Source organism: Chitinophaga flava (assembly GCF_003308995.1).
Taxonomy (GTDB): Bacteria; Bacteroidota; Bacteroidia; order Chitinophagales; family Chitinophagaceae; genus Chitinophaga; species Chitinophaga flava.
The window spans coordinates 2,965,195-2,982,375 of sequence record NZ_QFFJ01000001.1 but is presented as its reverse complement, the minus strand read 5'-3'; the positions used below and the strand labels follow the sequence as shown (position 1 = coordinate 2,982,375).

At 45.5% G+C, this 17,181-nt stretch carries 15 protein-coding genes; 9 read left to right on the top strand and 6 right to left on the bottom strand.

Features of this window, described 5'->3' with window-relative positions; all coding sequences use genetic code 11:
* Positions 1 to 10: 10 nt before the first annotated feature.
* The 3 genes from DF182_RS11920 to DF182_RS11910 all read right to left on the bottom strand — a co-directional run bounded on the left by DF182_RS11920 (position 11) and on the right by DF182_RS11910 (position 2,232).
* On the bottom strand, positions 11 to 337 hold the full coding sequence (locus DF182_RS11920; protein WP_113615840.1) for a DMT family transporter: 327 nt from the start codon (positions 335 to 337) through the stop codon (positions 11 to 13).
* A 157-nt stretch (positions 338 to 494) separates the two neighbouring features.
* On the bottom strand, positions 495 to 1,403 hold the full coding sequence (gene meaB / locus DF182_RS11915) for a methylmalonyl Co-A mutase-associated GTPase MeaB (RefSeq protein ID WP_113615839.1): 909 nt from the start codon (positions 1,401 to 1,403) through the stop codon (positions 495 to 497).
* Between the two features lie 10 nt (positions 1,404 to 1,413).
* Complete coding sequence (locus tag DF182_RS11910) at positions 1,414 to 2,232, bottom strand: glycosyltransferase family 2 protein (protein ID WP_113615838.1); 819 nt, start codon at positions 2,230 to 2,232, stop codon at positions 1,414 to 1,416.
* 140 nt (positions 2,233 to 2,372) lie between these two features.
* On the opposite strand from DF182_RS11910, the gene DF182_RS11905 reads away from it, so the two are divergent.
* From DF182_RS11905 to DF182_RS11890, 4 genes are all read left to right on the top strand, one after another.
* Positions 2,373 to 3,008: an LON peptidase substrate-binding domain-containing protein gene (locus DF182_RS11905; RefSeq protein WP_113615837.1), complete on the top strand. Its 636-nt coding sequence runs from the start codon at positions 2,373 to 2,375 to the stop codon at positions 3,006 to 3,008.
* 220 nt (positions 3,009 to 3,228) lie between these two features.
* The gene (locus DF182_RS11900; protein WP_113615836.1) at positions 3,229 to 4,521 is read left to right on the top strand and encodes a hypothetical protein; all 1,293 of its coding nucleotides are present in this window, start codon (positions 3,229 to 3,231) and stop codon (positions 4,519 to 4,521) included.
* Positions 4,522 to 4,533: 12 nt separating this feature from the next.
* Complete coding sequence (gene lptC / locus DF182_RS11895; RefSeq protein ID WP_113615835.1) at positions 4,534 to 5,082, top strand: LPS export ABC transporter periplasmic protein LptC; 549 nt, start codon at positions 4,534 to 4,536, stop codon at positions 5,080 to 5,082.
* A 223-nt stretch (positions 5,083 to 5,305) separates the two neighbouring features.
* Complete coding sequence (locus DF182_RS11890) at positions 5,306 to 5,644, top strand: tRNA-binding protein (protein WP_113615834.1); 339 nt, start codon at positions 5,306 to 5,308, stop codon at positions 5,642 to 5,644.
* 987 nt (positions 5,645 to 6,631) lie between these two features.
* Here the strand turns inward: DF182_RS11890 and DF182_RS11885 are convergent.
* On the bottom strand, positions 6,632 to 8,782 hold the full coding sequence (locus DF182_RS11885; protein ID WP_211327099.1) for a S9 family peptidase: 2,151 nt from the start codon (positions 8,780 to 8,782) through the stop codon (positions 6,632 to 6,634).
* Positions 8,783 to 9,094: 312 nt separating this feature from the next.
* Here DF182_RS11885 and lysS point away from each other — a divergent pair, with 312 nt between their 5' ends.
* From lysS to DF182_RS11870, 3 genes are all read left to right on the top strand, one after another.
* Positions 9,095 to 10,603, top strand: coding sequence for a lysine--tRNA ligase (gene lysS / locus DF182_RS11880; protein ID WP_113615833.1), 1,509 nt, complete (start codon positions 9,095 to 9,097; stop codon positions 10,601 to 10,603).
* 299 nt (positions 10,604 to 10,902) lie between these two features.
* On the top strand, positions 10,903 to 11,736 hold the full coding sequence (locus DF182_RS11875; RefSeq protein WP_113615832.1) for a universal stress protein: 834 nt from the start codon (positions 10,903 to 10,905) through the stop codon (positions 11,734 to 11,736).
* A 41-nt stretch (positions 11,737 to 11,777) separates the two neighbouring features.
* Positions 11,778 to 12,542, top strand: coding sequence for a DUF4197 domain-containing protein (locus DF182_RS11870; RefSeq protein WP_113615831.1), 765 nt, complete (start codon positions 11,778 to 11,780; stop codon positions 12,540 to 12,542).
* 76 nt (positions 12,543 to 12,618) lie between these two features.
* Here the strand turns inward: DF182_RS11870 and DF182_RS11865 are convergent, their stop codons facing one another.
* Both DF182_RS11865 and DF182_RS11860 read right to left on the bottom strand, forming a co-directional pair.
* Entirely contained in the window at positions 12,619 to 13,497 is an 879-nt protein-coding gene (locus DF182_RS11865) for a flavin reductase family protein (RefSeq protein WP_113615830.1), read from the bottom strand.
* A 2-nt stretch (positions 13,498 to 13,499) separates the two neighbouring features.
* Entirely contained in the window at positions 13,500 to 14,513 is a 1,014-nt protein-coding gene (locus tag DF182_RS11860; protein ID WP_113615829.1) for a fumarylacetoacetate hydrolase family protein, read from the bottom strand.
* Positions 14,514 to 14,604: 91 nt separating this feature from the next.
* Between DF182_RS11860 and DF182_RS11855 the strand changes: the two genes are divergently transcribed.
* Both DF182_RS11855 and DF182_RS11850 read left to right on the top strand, forming a co-directional pair.
* Positions 14,605 to 15,729: a hypothetical protein gene (locus DF182_RS11855; RefSeq protein ID WP_113615828.1), complete on the top strand. Its 1,125-nt coding sequence runs from the start codon at positions 14,605 to 14,607 to the stop codon at positions 15,727 to 15,729.
* A gap of 37 nt (positions 15,730 to 15,766) precedes the next feature.
* Positions 15,767 to 17,017 (top strand): serine hydrolase, encoded by a 1,251-nt coding sequence (locus DF182_RS11850; RefSeq protein WP_113615827.1) that lies wholly within the window; start codon positions 15,767 to 15,769, stop codon positions 17,015 to 17,017.
* The last annotated feature ends 164 nt before the right edge of the window (positions 17,018 to 17,181 follow it).

The window sequence follows — 17,181 nt, the reverse complement described above, 5'->3', positions numbered from 1 at the left end:
TGCAAAAAAATTATTCTCCGCCGGAAACGGCTTTCAGGCCAGCAATAGAGCCAATCAGCATAATCAGAAAGAAGATCCTCCACATGGCCGCCGGTTCTTTAAAGAAGATCATACCTGCAATGGCAGTGCCGGCAGCACCGATACCAGTCCATACAGCATAGGAGGTGCCGATTGGCAGCCCGCTGTTGATAGCCTTGTTCAGAAAAAGGAAACTGAGCGTAATACAGATAAAAAAGCTGACAGAAGGCCACAGCTTTGAAAAGTTCTCAGAATACTTCAGCGAAATAGTAAAGCCCACTTCAAATAGTCCGCCAATAAGCAGGAATAACCAAGCCATAATAACCAGATTTATTAGTGAAAAATAAGATTTGAATTGAAATATAGGTCTGGGCATGAGAAGCCCGCAGCCTGTGGATCAGAGGCCGTAATTAAACACTGCGTAAGCGATGGATATGCCAAATGAGGTAGTACGCATGCCGCAAAGATACTAAAATTTAGCGACCTGCTTTATCGGCTACGTAACGGTAGAGGTTAAATGATTGTTGCGAGATGTGTTCCTGTATTTCCGTCTGAAGATTTTTTTTGCTGATATCATGCATGCGCCGGTGTTGTATCAGCTGGTAGGCTTTTTCTGCAAGTAACAGCGATCTGCGCTGATGCTGGTGCATAATGGATTCCTGATGCCGGCCAATGGCGGTTGCAATTTCGTGTATGCCTTCCTGTTGGGTAGCCACTGATTTGATGACGGGAATTTCCCAGGATGCCTGTTGTTTGCTGTGGGCCAGCAGTCGCAGGTTTTTTACGAAGATGTCTGCATTATCGCGGTCGGCCTTATTGACTACAAAAATATCGGCGATCTCCATCAATCCGGCTTTCATGGTCTGTATTTCATCGCCTGCTTCCGGTACTACCACTACGATGGTGGTATCTGCAATGCCGGCAATCTCTACTTCGCTTTGCCCTACTCCTACTGTTTCGATAAAGAGATAATCGAAGCCGGCAGCTTTGATAAGGTCACTCACCTCGATGATTTTCGGACTGAGACCTCCCAATGCGCCACGGCTGGCCATAGACCGGATAAACACGCCGGGATGCCCGAAATGTTGTCCCATACGGATACGGTCGCCCAGTAAAGCGCCGAAATTAAACGGTGAAGAGGGATCTACGGCAATGATGGCTACTTTTTTATCTTCTGCCAGCAGGTGGGTGATCAGGGCGTTAACCAGGGTACTTTTGCCCGCTCCGGGAGGACCGGTGATACCTACTACACGGGTAGGACTGTTGGCCGGTAACTGTTCCAGCAAGGAGGTATAACCAGATGCTTCATTTTCAACCAGAGAAATACACCGGGCCAGCGCTTTTATTTCTCCCCGCAGAAGCCCCTCCAAATATTGCTGGTACATGTACAAAATATTAGTTGATCAGGTATTCCAGTATGCCCTTGTCTGCTTTGATTTTTTTGCTGCTCACAGCGGCTTTTACAAGGATACTGTTTTCCTGGTGCTTGCCACGGGAGTTCTCACGATGGTAAAGGTGGAAAGCCACGCCTCCCATTTTAATGAATTTTTTCTGAACGCCGGCATTCAGCAGTCTTACAGCGATATCATTGTCTTCCATCCCCCAGCCGGTAAAATTTTCATCATAACCATTAACGGTAAGAAGATCTTTTTTCCAGAAAGACATATTACAGCCTTTTACATAGTATTTGTGACGGCCACCTATCTTGTATCGTTTGGAAAGGAAGCGGCTTAATGATGGAAAACGTAACGCATTCAGAATGTGGCTGAAAGGGGTAGACCGGAAATCCACATTAATATCGTGGGCCTGTAAAAGTTTATTGGAGATACGGGAAGATAACAGAGCCCGGCTGCCAGTGATAAAATAGCCCGGTTCCGCCAGGCGCATATGATCTTCTACAAAGTGTTTATCCAGGATCAGGTCTCCGTCTATCTGGATAATATAGTCGGACGTAGACTGAGCGATCCCCTTGTTTCTGATTTGTGCAAGCCTGAAACCTTTATCCTCCTGCCATACATGAATAAGCGGTACAGGGAAATCTTTCCGGATACTGTTGATCAGTTCCCGGGTATCTTCCCTGGAGCCGTCGTCGGCGATGATGACTTCTGTTGGTAAGATAGTTTGTGATTTAATACTATTCAGGCATAAGGCTAGAGCTGCAGGCCAGTTATATGTAGAAATCAACAACGATATCGTGGATGTGGTTGCTAGCATGTTTGCGAATGAGTAATAATGTTAATTATAAAGGTATTCCTTTTATTTAATATATACATTAGAGTGAGCTTAATTAGCAGATTCTGCGCCCCTTATGCGGGGCGTTTTTTTTACCTTTAGCCTAAACACTGATCATTAAGATGACAAATTTTATTTCCATATTTCCGCTTGGTATTGTGGTGTATCCGGGAGAACAACTAAATCTCCACGTTTTTGAGCCCAGGTATAAACAACTGGCCCGGGAATGCGTGGCCGAAAATAAGCCTTTTGGCATTCCTGCGGTAATTGACAAAAAAATAATGGAATATGGAACATTGGTAACCATAGAAAAAGTAGAAAAATTATACGATAACGGTGAGATGGATATCATCACCCGGGGAGCCAGTGTATTCCGTACACTGGAACGTATCAACGTGATCCCGGATAAGTTATATGCCGGCGCTATTGTCAATTATCCTGAAAACCATGAAGCCAGCAATGTCCGTCTGTTGGATGAGGTGTTGCATGGTATCCGGGAGCTGCATGCCATCCTCCAGGTACATAAAAGTTTCAGGAAGGAAGATGGCCGGCTCACTGCTTACGACCTGGCCCACCACGCCGGATTATCGCTGGAGGAAGAGTATGAAGTGCTACATCTTTTTTATGAGGTGCAACGACTGGAATATCTCAAACGGCATCTGCATAAAGTAATACCGATGATGGCCGAAATGGAAAGACTGAAAGAAAGAGTGAAACTCAACGGTCATTTCAGAAATCTCTCTGCCGGTGATCTGTAAATTTTTAAACTGGATATTTTCCGCTGAAGATATTGCCGAAAAAACATATTTTTGAGGTGAAATGGTTGTCTGGCAAGGATTTCAGCTTTCGGGAATGTCAACTTTAACGCGCTTTTAACAGGGCCGAATTTGGTTTTTTTTGCTTCCCGCCTTAAAAAGTAGATATTTGCAGACCCATAATTTTCACTGGACAAGGGTTTAAACTCAATTCTGATACGAAATGCATTGGACTAAAGTCAGTATTCTTTGCTTCCTGGTTGGACTGTTCCTGGTGGCAAATAATGCTACAGCACAGGATAATTCACCCTATTCACGATATGGATTAGGCGATCTGAATAACAACCAGAATACGGTAAATCGCGGTATGGGTGGCGTGTCCCAGGCATACGGGGATCCACAATCCGTTAACTTCTTAAATCCGGCCAGCTATTCCAACCTTATGCTCACCACTTTTGATGTGGGCATAGAAGGAGGCTCCCGGTCTATCACCGACAAAACTGCCAGCTTCAACTCTGGCTTTGGTACCCTTTCTTATCTGCAGATTGGTATTCCCATCAAGAAGAAATGGGGGCTCAACCTGGGTTTGCGTCCGGTGACCAGAGTTTCCTACAACATCCAGGAATCTAAAGACCAGATCTTTTATGATACCCTGAAGATGCCGGTGGCCAACCGCTACCAGGGCAGTGGTGGTCTATACCAGCTGTATGCAGGTACCGGTGTTGGTATTGGCAACTTCAGCATTGGTGTCAACGTGGGTTATCTCTTCGGTAATATTGAAAACAATACCCGTGTGATCTATCCGGTGAGTGATATCAACGCTTCCCGGCATATGACCCGTATCAGCTACGGCAGCTTCTTTTATAAATTAGGGGTACAGTACAGGGCCAAACTGAACAAGGAAATGGACCTGACACTGGGTGCTTCCGGAAGCCTGCAGCAGAATATGACGGTTCGCCAGGAAACCCTGAGCGAGACGCTCATGTATAACTCGTCTACCAACGACTTTACTTCCCTCGACACTGTTCAGTATGCAAAAGGACCTAAAGGAACTGTTGTGTATCCTCAGGACTTCGGCGCCGGCTTTATGCTGCGTAAACTGGACAAATGGATGGTAGGTATGGATTTTAATACTACTCAGTGGAGTAAGTTCTCCAAATTTGGTCAGGCAGATTCTCTCCAGAACAGCTGGAAGGTGTCGCTGGGTGGCCAGTTTGTACCGAATGCTATGGCACTCAGTGGTTACTGGAACAGGGTGGCTTACCGCCTTGGCGCCTACTATGGACTGGATTACCTGAAGCTGAACGACCAGAATATGAACACGCTGGGCTTTACAGTAGGTGCAGGATTACCGGTACGCCGTATGCCTTACTCCAACCAGTATAGTATGGTCAACGTTGCCTTTGATGTGGCACATCGTGGCAATAACAATACTGCCCTGAAAGAAAATGTTTACCGGGTATCACTTGGTTTCACGCTGAGTGACAGATGGTTTATTAAGAAGAAATACGATTAAGGCCTGGCCAGGATGATCAGGAAAAAACTCATATATCTGTTGATTGCGCTGACAGCGGTCGCCTGTGAAAATGATATACAGGCGGTGATGGAATTTGATTCCAAAAAAGCTGCTGTGGAAAATGGAACGGATATCCTGCTTATCTATAGTCAGGGAGGCAGGGTAAACGCCAAACTGACCGCGCCTACCATGGAAAGAAGTCTCGACAAGCCTTCTTATGTGAAGTTCAAACAAGGCCTTAAACTGCTGATGTTTAACGATACCCTGGGCCTGGAAAGTACACTTGTTGCCGACACTGGCCGTTATCTGGAAGACGAAGGAGCAGTGTTCCTTTCCAAAAACGTAGTGGTAGTGAATAAAAGAGGCGACCGGCTCAATACCGATGAACTGAACTGGGACCCTAAAAGGAAAGTTTTCTACTCTACCAAAGAGGTCTTCATTAAAACCCCCACCGATTCCTTACATGGCTGGGGCCTGATCGCCAATGAAGATTTTACCGACAGAAAGATTATTAATGTAAGCGGGCCTATCACCATGCAGGACAGCCTGTCTATGCAATAAGCTCCGTTATAAACGCATAAACGAAAGAACCCCACCTCTGCAGGTGGGGTTCTTTCGCTTTAACCTATTTTTTAACCTAAAATTTGTAATATTAAAAACAATAACTATGCCAGTTTGGGCATAATAAATTTATTTCAACACATTCCCTGACCGTTCTTCACAAAGTATGATCCGGCTGTTGCTTATTTGCCGCAAGACCTTTATATTTAGTAAAACGACTGAAATGGAATTGATCAACTGGCAGGATTTTGAAAAAATTGAAATGAGAACAGGGACTATTATTGAAGCCAATGATTTTCCTAAGGCCCGTAACCCGGCTTACCAGCTTACAATTGACTTTGGGCCTGAATTGGGAATTAAACGTTCTTCCGCCCAAATTACCCGTTTGTATCAGAAAGAAGAACTGGTGGGCAAACAAATAATTGCAGTCGTCAATTTCCCTCCCAAACAAATCGCCAATTTTATATCCGAGTGCCTGGTGCTGGGCGTATTAGGGGAGGATAAGGAGGTGACATTGCTGCAACCCGGACAATCCGTAAAAAACGGGCAACGTATTGCATAAAATGTAATGTGAAAATTAAAGGCCCAACGTCAGGATAAAGACGGGGAACGTGCTTTTTGGGACGGTTATCGCAGGAACTTATCAGGTTCATCTCTTCCCAAACCACAAAAAAAATTAATTAATAAGCATTAAATCTTCATTTCTTATTGATTATAAATATGCTATGTATATTTATAATCAATAATTCTATATATTTATAATATTGCAAATTATCTAATATAATAAGATATTTACCATTATCCTCTTTTCACGAACAATATTAAAGCGTTCACGGAAATGGGGCCCTATGACTAAAAACCTAAGTATATCTTTGTTTTAGGTTTTTCATAGGATATGGTTAAAATTATTACAAGGGCGGTATTCTTACCACCCTTTTTTATTTTTTGTACCCTTTAATCGTTTTCATTTACCCCCTGTTTTACTACGTTCACCTGCAATAATATCTCAGTGAGCCAGACTTATCAGATCCTTACAGGACAACAAAACGGTCAGTTTTTTAGCCTATTGTACTGATAATCAATTTTATATGTTGAAAAACAACATATTGTTGATTAATATAAAATGTTTAGATGCTATATACGTTCACCGTCCCTTTTGCCGCGTTCCCCGAATAAAATGCATCGTTCACAAAAATGGAATAACACCTAATGAGAAAAACGCCCACCTTTGGGATAGGTTTTTCAATAAAGATATGGTTAAAATTTTTCGGGGCTGTAGTCTTGCAGCCCTGTTTTTTTTCTCCCTAAACCAATCATCTCCCACTTATTTATTTCCTTTTACCTGATAATCAATTAATTACATCCCTTGTGTAAGGTTTTTTGGTCCTATTTTACCTGGTCCTGTTTATTCCTTATCACCTGTGTGTGATGATTGTTTACGCTCCTACTATTGATTTTCAAATACTTATAGTTATAAAAACGAACGAGTCCCGGAAAAATACCTGTTGGTACTTCTCCGGGACTCATTTATTAAGATCGGGTATGTTGTTTATTTATTGGTGAACATAGCTGGAAACGGTTTGTCCAGCAGGTTGTTATAAATAAACCTGGACATCTCCTGGCTGGCATGTGCGTTTTTAGACCTCCATCCATGGCGCTCGCCGGGATAAAGGATAAACTCAAAGTGTTTGTTCAGGTTTTCGAATTTATCGATCAGCTGAATAGAGTTCTGCATATGCACATTATCATCCATAGTGCCATGCGCAATGCGAAGCAGGCCTTTATATTTATCGGCATAGGTCATCACGGAAGTGATTTTATAACCTTCCGGATTTTCAGCCGGTGTATCCATGTAGCGTTCAGTATAGTGGCTGTCATACAGTTGCCAGTCAGTAACGGCAAAATTGGCCATCCCATATGTAAATACATCCGCGCCATAAGTGAGGGCCATACAGGTCATATAACCTCCAAAACTGCCGCCTGTCATACATATTTTAGCAGGATCGGCCCAGGGTTGGGAGCGTAACCAGGTGGCTGCGTCCATATAGTCTTCAATTTCATATTTACCCAGCTGGCGATGGATATAATTCATCCCCGTTTTACCCAGCTGTCCGCTGCTGCGGTTGTCGATAGTTACGAGCACCACTCCTTCCTGTGCCCACCATTGGTTCCCAGGATCAGCTTTCCAGGTGTCGTATACAGTACCGGCATTAGGACCGCCATAGATACTGATGAGTATCGGATATTTTTTACCAGGCTGCATATGCACCGGCATGGTGATGGTCATAGGCAGTACAAGGCCGTCGCGGGTTTTGTAGGTGGTCAGTGTCGGTTTGGCCAGGTTATACTGGTCAAACTTGCTGCCTTTGCTATCTCCCAGCTCGCGGATGATCTTACCGTTGTTGTCCAGCAGCGCCATTTTGGAAGGCGTTTGCAGGTTGGAATAAGTGGTAATGAAGTATTTACCGTCTGGCGACATACTGATGTTGTGATTGTAGTTGCCGAAGGTGAGGCGGGTGATAACGCCTGTTTTCATATGCACTTTATAGAGATCGAAACGGGTAGACGCTTCTTTACGGGCAGTGAAATAGATAACCTGGTTTTTTTCGTCTGTCAGGATTACATCTTTTACGGTCCAGTTACCGCTGGTCAGCTGTTTTTTCAGAGAGCCGTCCATGTTATGGAGGTAAAGATGTGACCAGCCGGTTTTATCGCTGTGCAGGAGGAAGCCCTGATTATTTTGCAGGAAAGGCACGGCATCAAACCAGCTGACCCAGGTTTTTTGTACCTCATTGTAGATCTCTTTTTTGGTGCCGGTCTGTGGGTTGATGCTGTATATTTTCAGGTTGTCCTGGCTGCGGGGCATCCATTGTATCCACAGCTGTTTGCTATCGGCTGACCAGAAAGGGGTACCGAAGTATTGATCGTCTTGTTCATTGAAGTCGGCCCAAACGGTATTACCACCGCCAACGGGCACTACTCCTACTTTTACAGTAGGGTTAGGATCGCCGGCTTTGGGATAACGGGTGTTTTCCAGGTAGCCATGTTGTCCTTTTTCGCTGTAGATGGGGAATACCGGCACTTTGCGGTCGTCAAAGTGCATATAGGCGATCTGTTTACTGTCGGGGCTCCACCAGAAGGCGCGGTAGCGGGTAGGGCGGCCAAGGATTTCTTCATAATATACCCAGGAAGCCCATCCGTTGTAGATGACATCTGTACCGTCGTTGGTGTAGCGTGTTTCCTTTTTGGTGGCCACTTCTACACTGTACAGGTCGTTTTTGCGGGTAAAGGCCACTACTTTGCCATCGGGCGACAGGGTGGGGTTCTTTTCCTCCAGGGTGTCGTTGGTCAAGCGAATGCTGTTGCCTTCAGCACTTTTATAATAAATATCGTTGTCACGTACTTCTACGCTGGGACCATCTACCGGTGCAGTATATATTTCCGCTTTCCCGGTGCGGGCATCCACTTTCATGGCTTGTACATGACCAGTGGCGGCATCAGGGCGCATTTCCAGATAGTGTTCTGCATCTGCCCAGCCTTTTAGTACAGGCAAAGGTTTGCTGATATCAGTTGGTTTGCCTCTGAAGGCCTGTTCAAATGTAATGTCCTGCTTTTCCTGGGCCTGCACACGGGGCATGGCAGCCAGTAAAAGGGCGGTTCCGCCCAGGCAGGCTGGTTTCAACCATTGTAAGCTTCTCATAAAAATGTGTAAATCAGTGAGTTTTTGCTGTATAGCTGGCGAAAATAAGCATAACTAAAAAATAGCCCCAACAAATTCCATAAGCGGGCAGCAAAGGTCCGCCAGCCACCAGCTGAAAGGTGCCAGTTACCCGATAAATTAAGGCATTCACGAAGTCTGGCTATATATAGCAGTGGAAGCGCCTACCTTTAACGCGGTTTTCATAGGATATGGTCAAAAAATAAGAGGGCTGTAGTCTTGCAGCCCTTTTACATAAGATTCTCCCCATAATCAGTTATTTTTGCACTCCAATTGGCATTTACAAATAATCACATGACACAATTATCTGAGCAAGAGATTATACGCCGGGAGAAATTACAGGAGCTGCATAAACTGGGCATCGACCCCTACCCTGCGGCAGAGTACCCGGTTAATGATACTTCCGTTAACATAAAAACCAACTTTTCGGAAGCCACCAAAGAGCAATTCCAGGATGTATGCCTGGCAGGTCGTATTATGAGTGTCCGCGATATGGGCAAGGCTGCTTTTGTGGAACTGCAGGACAAGGCTGGCCGTATCCAGCTGTATGTACGTCGCGACGATATCTGTCCCGGTGAGGATAAGTCTGCCTACGACACCGTCTTCAAAAAACTGATGGACATCGGTGATATCATCGGCGTAAAAGGCTATGCGTTCATTACCAAAACAGGCGCTACCTCCATCCACACCAGGGAACTGACTATGCTGTCTAAAGCCCTGCGCCCGCTGCCAATCGTGAAATCCGTTGAAGGACAGGTATTTGACGAAGTAACCGATGCGGAATTCAAATACCGCCAACGGTATGTTGACCTGGTAATCAACCCGGAAGTGAAAGATGTGTTTGTAAAACGTACCAAAATACTCCAGACCATCCGCGACTTTTATAATAACCTGGGCTATCTGGAAGTGGAAACACCCATCCTCCAGCCTATCCCCGGTGGCGCCACCGCCCGTCCGTTCGTTACACACCATAATGCGCTGGACATTCCGTTATACCTCCGTATTGCCAACGAGCTTTACCTGAAACGCCTGATCGTAGGTGGTTTTGAAGGGGTTTACGAATTTGCGAAAGACTTCCGCAACGAAGGCATGGACCGTACCCACAACCCGGAATTTACCGTGATGGAAATGTACGCCGCCTACAAGGATTATGAGTGGATGATGAACACCACCGAAACCCTGCTCGAAAAAGTAGCCCTGGCCCTCCATGGCACTACACAGGTACAGGTAGGTGATAAAACCATCGACTTCAAAGCTCCTTTCCGCCGTGTACCCATGTACGAAGCCATCCAGGAACATACCGGCTTCGATATCTCCGGTATGGACGAGGCACAGCTCCGCGATGTGTGCAAACAGCTGGGCATTCACGTAGATGCCAAATTCGGTAAAGCCAAACTGATCGACGAAATCTTCGGCGAAAAATGCGAAGGCCACTACGTTCAGCCTACCTTTATCACCGATTATCCGGTGGAAATGAGCCCGCTGACCAAAAAACACCGCAGCAAACCCGGACTGGTAGAGCGTTTTGAACTGATCGTTAACGGTAAGGAAATCGCCAACGCCTATAGTGAGCTGAACGATCCTATCGATCAGCGCGAACGTTTCGAAGATCAGGTAAAACTGATGGAACGCGGCGATGATGAAGCCATGTACATCGATTACGACTTCCTCCGTGCCCTGGAATACGGTATGCCTCCTACTTCCGGTATCGGAATCGGTATAGACCGCCTCACCATGCTGATGACCAACCAGCCTTCTATTCAGGATGTGTTGTTCTTCCCGCAGATGAGACCAGAACATTAACCGCTGATTAATTCTGATGCCGCTGATACTCCTGATAAACGGAGATATAAGCGAATATAAAAGCAAAGGGCTTTTTGATATTATGTCAAAGAGCCCTTTGCTTTTATCGCTATAAAAAAATGATCACCAAAACTCTTCCCTCGCTCTTATCTCCCCTATCAGAAGCATCAGTAATATCAAAATAAATCAGGGTTGGCATTATATTTTCTATATCCTCCCGGAAGCGCTCATATACCGTTTCCAATCGTAACTTTAAGTAATACTTCCAGTATCACTTTCTGTATCCTAAAATTAGTCATATGAAAACTATACTCGTACCTACTGATTTTTCTGATACCGCCTACAATGCTGCTACCTATGCGCTTGCGCTGGCCGGACAACTGGGTGCGGACCGCATTGTGTTGTATCATGCATATGAACTGATTGTACCCATACCGGATGTGCCTACCTCTATTCCGATGGTCAATCCTGACGACCTGAGGATCGCAGCTGTGGAAGGATTGGAAAAGATGCAGAAAGAATTAACCGTTGTGGCCGGAACTGATGTCAGCATTGTGACACGCGCTGATAATACCCTGCTGGCCGCTACTATCAACGATGTGGTAAAACAAGAAGAAGCAACGCTTATTGTGATGGGTATTACCGGAGGCAGCAAGATGGAGGAAATCTTTGTAGGCTCTAATACCATCGATGTAGTAAAACATACCACCTGTCCGGTGTTGATCATTCCCGGTGAGGCAAAATTCAAGGGGATACAAAAAGTGGTTTTTGCCTGCGACCTCTGTAAAGTAGCAGACACAACACCTATAGCACCATTGAAGAAGCTGCTGACCGTGTTTAAGGCTGAACTGCATGTGATCAATATCGACCATGAAAATAAGCGCTTTACCACCGATACGCCTTTTGAAACCTTGATGCTGGATACTTTGCTGGAAGGCTTTCAGCCACAGTACCACTTCATTGATAATCCAAATATTATACAGGGGATTGTGACTTTTTCAGAGAGTATTCAAGCCGACCTGGTGATCACTATTCCTAAAAAGCACGGGTTGTTTGACAGTATCTTCAAACGGAGCAATACCGCCAAACTAGCCTACCGGACACATATTCCGCTTTTAGCGATACACGAATAAATTTTTATATTTGAAACATTAATACTTATCATCACAACATTATGCTGAAAAAAACACTGTTAGTATTGCTGGGCGTTTGCAGCCTGCAAGCCAGCCAGGCACAATTACTGAACAAACTTAAAAAACTCAGTAAGTCCAACACCTCCACTACAACCACCACCAGCAACACTACCGGCACTACAGGCGCCAGCGTAACGGAATCCGAAGCTGGTTCCGCTATCAAGGAAGCACTCCTGAAAGGCGTGACCAACGGTATTGCCAATCTGAATAAAACAGACGGTTTCTTCGGCAACGAACTGTATAAACTGCTCCTGCCTCCCGATGCTGTTAAAATTGGTAATACGCTGAGAGCTATCGGCCTTGGCCCACAGGTAGACCAGGCTATCCTCCAGATCAACCGCTCTGCGGAAAAGGCAGTAGGATTTGCCGCTCCGATCTTTGTAAACGCAGTGAAACAAATGACACTCACGGATGCACTTAATCTGATCAAAGGAGGTAACAACTCCGCTACTGAGTATTTCAAAGGCAAAACCACTGATCAGCTGAAATCCGCTTTCTCTCCGGTGATAAAAAAATCACTGGATAGCACCAGCGCCACCCGCTTTTATGGTGATATCGTTAATTCATACAATAAACTGCCTACTACTTTCAATAAAGTAAATCCTGACTTACAGGACTACGTGACCACTATGGCCGTGAATGCCCTGTTTGACCAGATCGGTAAGGAAGAAGCAGCCATCCGTGCTAATCCTGCCGCCAGAACAACTGACCTTCTGAAGAAAGTGTTCGGAAACGTTTTGAAATAATATCAATAGCAATAAAGAAAAAGGCGCAAAGGAATTGATAAAATCCTTTGCGCCTTTTGTTATTGGATAAGCTTTGTTATGCACTCAGCAACACTTGCCAGGCTTCCTTAACTTTGTCTGCTTCCAGCAGCTTTTTAGCATACTGGTGCAGTTCCCGTTCCATCTCCTCTGGTGTAATGCTGTAATACTGGATGATGTTTTTGAGATGATCATCTTCGAAGGCAGCATCTACAAAAGGCATTTCATGCACATTGCCCAGTTTGCCAAGGTCGTTACCACTCAGAATACGGCTGTTTCGTATACCTAACGGTAACGCATCTACGCCTATCCCAAGTTGTGTGTTGGGTTTGGGTACTTCGAATACGGCGCTGCCGGAGGCACGGCAATAATAGTCGCCGCCCATGCGGGCTACCAGATCTATTTTATGTGGATCTATTTTGCCTTTGGCATCGAGGATACGCTCATTGATATGGATCAGTACGGGCTCACAGATAATGAGGTTGCCGGCGCCGCCCTGGGTACCGGTTTCAATGATCTGTTTTACCACACATTCCATTTGTACAGGGCTTTCCTTTACACGGAGTGGTTTTACCCTTTCGGAAGGCTCAGGTGTGAAACCGGCTTTCACAAATTCATCTACTCCTTCGGGATATTCGCAACTGGCCAGGGAGGCTTGTTGTACCATGTCGTAGGTGACTACGTTGATCACTACTTCCCGGGTGATGTAAATATTCTCCAGTGTATGTTTGGTTGTGTTGTCCCTGACCCTTCGTGATGGTGAAAATATCAGCGTAGGTGGATTGGTTCCGAAGACGTTAAAAAAGCTGAAGGGCGAAAGATTGGGACGTCCGTCCACATCGACGGTGCTGGCAAAGCAGATGGGCCGTGGCGCCACAGCTCCCTGTAAATAAGCCTGCAGCTCAGTTGTCTTTATTTCAGCAGGAATAACCTTCATGACTATACGTTTTTCTTGAGTGCCAGTATAGAGAAATCGGTATCTTCCTGAACGATCGTATTGGTAAGGGTTCCCAGTCCATCGATCTCCATTTCCACGACGTCGCCGGGTTGCAGCCACTGTTCGGTATAGTTGGGATCGTTGAGTTTACCGGTGCCATTGAGCTCCAGGAAACAGCCGGTGCCAACAGTACCGCTGCCGATGATATCACCAGGCAGGATATTGACGCCATAGGCGCAGCGTTCCACGATCTCAGCAAAGGTCCAGTCCATATCGCCCATATTACCTTCACTCACCTGGATACCATTTACTTTACAGGTCATTTTCAGGTTGTAGTTGTTGCCGGTATGACCTGGTTTAGCGGGGATCAGGAACGATTCCAGTTCATCGGGTGTAACCAGCATAGGGCCTACTACAGTGCTGAAGTCTTTTCCTTTGGCGGGGCCGAGGTTAAGCTTCATCTCTTCCATCTGCAGGGTGCGGGCGCTCATATCGTTCATGATCATAAAACCGCCGATATAATCATCGGCTTCCGCTGCGGTAATATTGCGGCCTGCTTTACAGATTACGATGGCTGCTTCGAGTTCGAAATCGAGTTTATCGAAGTGATCAGGCATACAGTGGATATCACCAGGGCCTTGTATGGCGTTGTGGTTGGTAAAATAGAAAATAGGATACTGATCGAATTCAGGTATCATATCTACTTTACGGTTTCTTCTGGCAGCGGCCACATGCTGACGGAAGGCGTAACCATCACGGCAGGACGTTGGAAATGGTACAGGTGACAGCAGCTGTACACTTTCTACGGATATGCCTTTGGCACTACCGGGATGTTTGCCTGCTTTCAGGTCGGCATCTGCCTTTATGGCTATATCGATTACATCTTCCCACATCATCAGAAACATACCCATATTATTGGGCAGGTCAGGATGCAGTTCCTGTGTGTTGTACAACTGCCCTTCTACGAGTATGGCCAGCTGGTCGGATTCTTCCCTTAAATAACTAACGAGTTTCATGATTTGTATTGTTCTGGTTGTATGAATGGCCAAATATAAGGATGCTCCTGCTGTTTTTTACATAAATTAGGTAGATTAAAAAACCCTTTGCATGAGATCCCTGCTCCTGCCCTTTTTAGCGCTGCTGGCCATGCCGGTGAGTGTTGCTGCACAGTATTCCCGTTTTACCGTTTCCCCGCTGGCTGTACTGCCGGCAGATAGTCTGCTGAAAACAAGAATGTTGGTAAGTTTGGATGGTTTCCTCAGAGACAAAAATCATCCGGAGCAACCTTCCCTTTATACCGACAGTGCGTACCTGAAGCACTATGCGATGGGTTTTGATGAAATTGTACAGATAGAGAACAGTAAAAAATACAGCGACAGCAACTTTTTCCGGCCTCAGTTGCTGAATGTGATCCGGCTGAAGCAGCCAGGTGAATACCTGATAAAGCTGGGATTCATGGGGATGGTCAACGGGCAACCTATTATCCGGAAAATATACAGCATGGTAGGCAAAGACAGGCAGGACAAGATCGTCTTTTATCCGGCTATTGATTGGGTAGTCCGCGATTGGAACCGGCAGCAGGTGGGCAATATTCACTACGTATATCCACATACGCTGGATATGGGTGCTGCCAGGCGTTTTGATCGCTTTAATACGGAACTGGCCGGCTGGTTTGGTATGAAGCCGGTCGAACTGCTGTATTATGATTGCAGTAATGCGCAGGAGTTACTGCGTATCAAGGGTGTAGACTATGATGCCAGTGCTAACTATCTGCGCCGGGGTGACTCGGATGAGGACAATAATATTTTTATGAGTGGTGTGGGCAGTTCCTGGTATGCGCACGACCTGGTACATTTTTACTGTGCTAAATTTCTTCCAAGGCCTGTGAACAGAGCTGCAGAAGAAGGATTGGCCTATTATGCTGATGGCGCCTGGGGAGAGTCTTTTGAAGCCTGTCTGGTAGTGCTGAAGAAATATGTGGCGGATCATCCCGGAGAGGATTTATATCAGACTTTTAAAAAAGCAGTCATGGTAGGTGATATCAGCCTGAAGTATACTATTAACGCCTTGTTGCTGAAGGATAAGATCCGTCGGGAGGGCATCCGGCAGGCGCTGGAGGTGCTTAAAACCGAAAATACCGACGAGGGATTGGATAAGTCTTTACAGACACATTTTGGCCTTACATCAGGCAACTTTAACGAAAAGATCAGAAAGCTCTTAGCAGCCAGCTGATAATTTTATATTTTGGTGATCAGAACCACTATTGACTATGCGAAATTGTTTGCTGATGCTGCTTTGTTGCTGCAGTCTGTTTGTTGTGCAGGCGCAGCCCCGTACCGATACCTTACTGAAGAATATGTTTGATCGCCAGGCTACGCCTTCCTTGCGGCATATCCTGCAGTACCCTGACTCCTTCCGGTATCAGTTGATCTATACACAGATTGACCGGGATGCAAACAACAAGCCTCATTTTAAAAACTACTATCTGGAGGTAGATGCCAACCAGTACTTTAATCCGGCCAGCACGGTGAAGCTGCCTATTGCAGTGCTGGCGCTGGAAAAGCTGCGGGAGCTGAAAGTACGTGGCCTGGATGGTAATACGCCTATGCTGACAGACAGCAGCTGGAGCGGACAGGTGACTGTACATACAGATAGTTCCGCTGCTAATGGCCTTCCTTCCATCCATCACTATATCAAAAAGATTTTTCTGGTGAGTGACAACGATGCATACAATCGTCTCTATGAGTTCATCGGTCAGCAGTCTATCCATGAAAGGCTGTGGAAAAAAGGATATAGCCGTGCCCGTATAGTGCGCCGTTTTATGCCGCTGTCTGAAGAAGAAAACAGACATACCAATGCTATTCGTTTTGTGGATAACGGCAAGACGCTATACGAACAAGCGCCCGCAGTCAGTAAACTGCAGTATGATTTCGGTAAAACCGTGAAAATTGGCCATGGATATATGGATAAGAACGATAACGTAGTGCCGGAGCCGATGGATTTTACCCGACATAACAATCTTCCGCTTGAAGATCTTCAGCGGATGTTGCAGACTGTTATATTTCCGCAGTCAGTGCCTGCTTCACAACGTTTCAGGCTGATCCCGCAGGATTATCGGTTCCTGTACCGTTATATGTCTCAGTATCCTTCTGAAACGGATTACCCGGCTTATGACACATCGGAATACTTTGACAGTTATACGAAGTTTTTTCTTTTTAAGGGGGCGGGGCATAGCATTCCGTCTAATATACGTGTATTCAATAAGACGGGATGGTCGTACGGTTTCCTGACGGACGCCGCTTATATCGTTGATTTTGAGCATAATGTAGAATTCATGTTGACGGGTACGATCTATGTAAACCGCGATGGTATTTTGAATGACAATAAATATGAATATGAAGAGGATGGCTATCCATTCTTCCGTGATGCCGGAAAAATCATTTATGATTACGAATTGCAGCGAAAGCGTGCATACCAGCCGGATTTACAGGATTTCCGGATCGATTACAAACAACGGTAGTGTTACGGCTGAAAATTTTTTGACGGATAAATAAAAGATTCCAATTAATACGAAGGTTGTACTTTTGTACCTGAAATCGGCGGGACACAGAACGTAATCCACCGGTTTATAAGAGTGGTTTTAATTCATTTTCCCGTAACTGTTGCGCGTTAAAACTGGGATTC

Bases quoted from the DNA above. Each gene is read 5' to 3' on its own strand.
- DF182_RS11885 (WP_211327099.1), bottom strand. From the start codon at position 8,782: ATGAGAAGCTTACAATGGTTGAAACCAGCCTGCCTGGGCGGAACCGCC.
- DF182_RS11855 (WP_113615828.1), top strand. From the start codon at position 14,605: ATGAGATCCCTGCTCCTGCCCTTTTTAGCGCTGCTGGCCATGCCGGTG.
- DF182_RS11905 (WP_113615837.1), top strand. From the start codon at position 2,373: ATGACAAATTTTATTTCCATATTTCCGCTTGGTATTGTGGTGTATCCG.
- DF182_RS11850 (WP_113615827.1), top strand. From the start codon at position 15,767: ATGCGAAATTGTTTGCTGATGCTGCTTTGTTGCTGCAGTCTGTTTGTT.
- DF182_RS11920 (WP_113615840.1), bottom strand. From the start codon at position 337: ATGGCTTGGTTATTCCTGCTTATTGGCGGACTATTTGAAGTGGGCTTT.
- DF182_RS11890 (WP_113615834.1), top strand. From the start codon at position 5,306: ATGGAATTGATCAACTGGCAGGATTTTGAAAAAATTGAAATGAGAACA.
- DF182_RS11870 (WP_113615831.1), top strand. From the start codon at position 11,778: ATGCTGAAAAAAACACTGTTAGTATTGCTGGGCGTTTGCAGCCTGCAA.
- lysS (WP_113615833.1), top strand. From the start codon at position 9,095: ATGACACAATTATCTGAGCAAGAGATTATACGCCGGGAGAAATTACAG.
- DF182_RS11860 (WP_113615829.1), bottom strand. From the start codon at position 14,513: ATGAAACTCGTTAGTTATTTAAGGGAAGAATCCGACCAGCTGGCCATA.
- DF182_RS11865 (WP_113615830.1), bottom strand. From the start codon at position 13,497: ATGAAGGTTATTCCTGCTGAAATAAAGACAACTGAGCTGCAGGCTTAT.
- lptC (WP_113615835.1), top strand. From the start codon at position 4,534: ATGATCAGGAAAAAACTCATATATCTGTTGATTGCGCTGACAGCGGTC.
- DF182_RS11875 (WP_113615832.1), top strand. From the start codon at position 10,903: ATGAAAACTATACTCGTACCTACTGATTTTTCTGATACCGCCTACAAT.
- DF182_RS11900 (WP_113615836.1), top strand. From the start codon at position 3,229: ATGCATTGGACTAAAGTCAGTATTCTTTGCTTCCTGGTTGGACTGTTC.
- meaB (WP_113615839.1), bottom strand. From the start codon at position 1,403: ATGTACCAGCAATATTTGGAGGGGCTTCTGCGGGGAGAAATAAAAGCG.
- DF182_RS11910 (WP_113615838.1), bottom strand. From the start codon at position 2,232: ATGCTAGCAACCACATCCACGATATCGTTGTTGATTTCTACATATAAC.